Origin of the sequence: Pseudomonas sp. R62 (assembly GCF_000257605.1) — a bacterium.
Taxonomy (GTDB): Bacteria; Pseudomonadota; Gammaproteobacteria; order Pseudomonadales; family Pseudomonadaceae; genus Aquipseudomonas; species Aquipseudomonas atacamensis.
Genome location: NZ_JH635998.1, coordinates 132,993 through 137,453, shown reverse-complemented (window position 1 = coordinate 137,453; position 4,461 = coordinate 132,993). Strand labels below are relative to the sequence as shown.

The window sequence follows — 4,461 nt, the reverse complement described above, 5'->3', positions numbered from 1 at the left end:
ACGGGGTGTCACTGCTGTTGGCAGTGGGGCTGTTCATTTATCTGTTGGTTGCGCTGTTGCGCGCGGACCGGAACTAGGAGCGGCTATGCACAGTTATGACTATTGGCTGATCCTCGGGTTTTTTGCGCTGGTCCTGCTGCCGGCGCCGTTCCTTGGGCGCTTCTATTACAAGGTGATGGAGGGCCAGCGCACCTGGCTGACGCCGATTCTCGGCCCGGTCGAGCGCGGTTGCTATCGCCTTGCCGGGGTCGATGCGCAGGCGGAGCAGAGCTGGCAGAAGTACACGCTGGCGCTGCTGGCGTTCAACCTTGCCGGTTTCCTGCTGCTGTTTGCGATTCTGCTGTTCCAGGATCACCTGCCGCTGAATCCGCAAAATCTGCCGGGCCAGGAATGGACCCAAGCGTTCAATACCGCGGTCAGTTTCATGACCAACACCAACTGGCAGTCTTACAGTGGCGAAGCGACCCTCAGCTATCTGAGCCAGATGGTCGGTCTCACCGTGCAGAACTTCGTCAGCGCCGCCACCGGCCTCGCCGTGCTGGTCGCGCTGTGCCGTGGCATCGGCCGTAAGTCGGCGCAGACCCTCGGCAACTTCTGGGTCGACATGACCCGCGCCACCCTCTATGGCCTGCTGCCGCTATGCCTGCTGCTGGCGCTGTATCTGGTCTGGCAGGGCGTGCCGCAGACCTTCGCGCAGTATGTAAATGCCGTGACCTTGCAAGGTGTCGATCAGGTGATCCCGCTCGGCCCGGCCGCCAGCCAGATTGCGATCAAGCAACTGGGCACCAACGGTGGCGGTTTCTTCGGGGTCAACTCGGCGCATCCGTTCGAGAACCCGACCGCGTGGAGCAACCTGTTCGAAGTCGCTTCGATCATCCTGATCCCGGTGGCGCTGGTGTTCACCTTCGGCCATTACGTCAAGGACCTGCGTCAGAGCCGCGCGATCATCGCCTGCATGCTGGCGCTATTCCTGATCGGCGGTGCGACCTCGCTGTGGGCTGAGTATCAGCCGAATCCGACCCTGAACAACGCCGCTGTCGAGCAGACTGCGCCGCTGGAAGGCAAGGAAGCGCGCTTCGGTACCACCGCGACGGTGCTGTGGTCGGTGACCACGACTGCGGCTTCGAACGGTTCGGTCAACGGCATGCACGACAGCCTCAACCCGCTCAGCGGCATGGTCGCGCTGGTCAACATGATGGTCGGCGAAGTGATCTTCGGCGGTGTCGGTGCCGGGCTCTACGGCATGTTGCTCAACGTGCTGATCGCGGTGTTCCTCGCCGGTCTGATGATCGGTCGTACGCCGGAATACCTCGGCAAGAAGCTACAAGCGCGTGAGGTGCAATTGCTGGTGGTGACGCTGCTGGTGATGCCGGTCGGCGTGCTGGTACTCGGCGCCATTGCCGCCACGGTTCCCAGCGCTGCGGCAACCATCAGCAACCCCGGCCCGCACGGTTTCAGTCAGTTGCTCTACGCCTACACCTCGGCCAGCGCCAACAACGGCTCGGCGTTCGGTGGCCTGGGTGCGAACACGCCGTTCCACAACCTGATGCTCGGCCTGGGCATGTTGATCGGCCGCTTCGGCTACATCCTGCCGGTGCTGGCACTGGCCGGTAGCCTGGCGATGAAGAAAAGCGCACCGGTCGGCCAGAACAGCTTCCCGACTCACGGCCCGCTGTTCGTGACCCTGTTGACCGTGACCATTCTGCTGGTGGGCGGCCTGACGTTCTTGCCGACGCTGGCGCTCGGTCCTGTCGCCGAACATTTAAGTATGGGCTTCTAAGGAATCCATCATGAATATGCCTGCAATCAAACCCGCCGCCGTCAAAGCGCCGGAACAAGCCAAAACCGCGATCTCGGCCCTGTGGCGTCCGGCGCTGGTGCAAGCCTTCGTCAAGCTCGACCCTCGGCAATTGGCGCGTTCGCCAGTGATGCTGGTGGTCGAACTGACGGCGATTTTCACCACCGTGCTGTGCTTCCTTCCGGATGCCGACGTGCCGACCTTCGTCGCCGCGCAAATCGCCCTGTGGCTGTGGTTCACCGTGCTGTTCGCCAACTTCGCCGAGGCCCTGGCCGAAGGTCGTGGCAAGGCCCGCGCCGACAGCCTCAAGGCCGGCAGCGAAGGCCTCAGCGCCCGTTGCCATCAGGCTGATGGCAGCTTCAAGATCGTGCCGGCCGCCAATCTGCGCAAGGGCGACGTGGTGCGTGTCGAAGCCGGGGAAATGATCCCCGGTGACGGCGAAGTCATCGAAGGCATCGCGGCGGTCAACGAAGCGGCGATTACCGGTGAATCGGCGCCGGTGATCCGCGAGTCTGGCGGCGACCGTTCCGCCGTCACCGGTAACACGCGGCTGGTGTCCGACTGGCTGCTGGTGAAGATCACCACCAACCCTGGTGAATCGACCCTCGACCGCATGATCGCCCTGGTCGAAGGCGCCAAGCGTCAGAAGACCCCGAACGAAGTCGCGCTGGATATTCTGCTGATCGGCCTGACCCTGATCTTTCTGCTGGTGGTCGTCACCCTGCAACCGTTCGCGCATTTCGCCAATGGCAGCCTGCCGCTGGTGTTCCTCGTGGCGTTATTGGTCACGCTGATCCCGACCACCATTGGCGGTCTGCTGTCGGCCATCGGTATCGCCGGGATGGATCGTCTGGTGCGCCTGAATGTGATCGCCAAGTCCGGTCGCGCGGTGGAGGCGGCGGGCGACGTGCACGTGCTGTTGCTCGACAAGACCGGCACCATCACCTTCGGCAACCGTCGTTGCAGCGCGGTGTATGCCGCGCCGGGATTGACCGGCCGTGAGCTGGCCGAAGGCGCGTTGTTCGCCTCGCTGGCCGACGAAACCGCTGAAGGCAAGTCGATCGTCGAGTTCCTCCGTGGCCTGCATCCACAACCGGAGCCGGCCCCGGAAACCCTGATCGCCGTGCCGTTCAGCGCGGAAACCCGTTTGTCCGGCGTCGATTATCAGGGCCGCGTGTATCGCAAAGGCGCGGTGGATTCGCTGCTGGCGTTTCTCGGTCAACAGCGTAGCGATCTGGCCCCGGCGCTGGCGCGGGAAATCGACAAGATCGCCCAGAGTGGTGGCACGCCGTTGCTGGTCTGCGCTGACGGCAAATTGCTTGGCGCGATCCATCTCAAGGACGTGGTCAAACCAGGCATCCGTGAGCGTTTTGCCGAGTTGCGCAAACTGGGGATTCGCACGGTGATGGTCACCGGCGACAACCCGCTGACCGCAGCAGCGATCGCCGCTGAAGCGGGCGTCGATGATGTGCTCGCCGAAGCCACGCCGGAGAAGAAACTCGCGCGCATTCGTCACGAGCAGAACGACGGTCGCCTGGTCGCCATGTGCGGCGACGGCGCCAACGACGCCCCGGCGCTGGCCCAGGCAGACGTCGGCATGGCGATGAACGATGGCACGCAAGCGGCACGCGAAGCGGCGAACATGGTCGATCTCGATAGCGACCCGACCAAGCTGCTCGACGTGGTGCAGATCGGCAAGGAATTGCTGGTGACCCGTGGCGCGCTGACGACCTTTTCCATCGCCAACGACATCGCCAAATACTTCGCAATTCTGCCGGCGCTGTTCGCCTCGATTTACCCGCAGCTGGGCGTGCTGAACATCATGCATCTGAGCAGTCCGCAGAGCGCGATTCTCTCAGCCATTGTGTTCAACGCGCTGATCATCGTTGTGCTGATTCCATTGGCATTGCGCGGCGTGCGCGTGCAAGCAGCGAGTGCGGCGGCGTTGTTGCGGCGCAATCTGCTGATCTATGGCGTCGGCGGGATTGTCGTGCCGTTCGTGGGGATCAAGGTGATCGACATGCTGCTTACGGCGTTGCATCTGGTGTGAGGCTGAAAAGAGCCCCTCACCCTAGCCCTCTCCCGGGGGAGAGGGGACTGACCGAGGTGTTTGTGCGAGGTTCGCCGACCTGAAATTCCGAGCCGAACTCAGTTCTTGAACAGCATGAAGATCGGCTCCCTTTCTCCCTCGCCCCCTTGGGGGAGAGGGCTGGGGTGAGGGGGAAAAGATCTCCCTGACACCCGGCAAAAGTTTGTCCAACGAATTCGAGGATCTTGAAATGTCCACAATGATACGCCCGGCCCTGACCCTGTTAGCGCTGATGACCCTGATCACCGGCGTCGCCTATCCACTCGCGGTCACCGGCATCGCCCAAGTCGCTTTCCCGGATCAGGCCAACGGCAGCCTGATCCACGACGCCGACGGCAAAGTCCGCGGCTCGTCGCTGATCGCCCAGGATTTCAGCGGCGACAACTGGTTCCACCCACGCCCGTCCGCCGGGGCTTTTGCCACGGTCGCCAGCGGCGCCAGCAACCTCGCGCCGAGCAATCCGGCCTTGGCGACCCGCGTAATCGAAGACGCGCAAAAACAACAAGTCGCTGGGCAGGGGCCGGTGCCATTGGCCTTGCTGACCACCTCCGCCAGCGGTCTCGATCCGCACTTG

At 63.2% G+C, this 4,461-nt stretch carries 4 protein-coding genes; all 4 read left to right on the top strand.

Annotation, left to right across the window (positions count from 1 at the left end; translation table 11 throughout):
• On the top strand, nt 1–77 hold a 77-nt coding region (kdpF, locus tag OQK_RS28990; protein ID WP_081489860.1), incomplete at its 5' end, for a K(+)-transporting ATPase subunit F.
• Nucleotides 78–85: 8 nt separating this feature from the next.
• A complete protein-coding gene (gene kdpA / locus OQK_RS02120; protein WP_016770899.1) occupies nt 86–1,780 on the top strand; it encodes a potassium-transporting ATPase subunit KdpA in 1,695 nt (564 codons plus the stop codon).
• Between the two features lie 10 nt (nt 1,781–1,790).
• Nucleotides 1,791–3,848: a potassium-transporting ATPase subunit KdpB gene (kdpB, locus tag OQK_RS02115; protein ID WP_016770898.1), complete on the top strand. Its 2,058-nt coding sequence runs from the start codon at nt 1,791–1,793 to the stop codon at nt 3,846–3,848.
• A 229-nt stretch (nt 3,849–4,077) separates the two neighbouring features.
• On the top strand, nt 4,078–4,461 hold a 384-nt coding region (locus tag OQK_RS02110; protein ID WP_016770897.1), incomplete at its 3' end, for a potassium-transporting ATPase subunit C.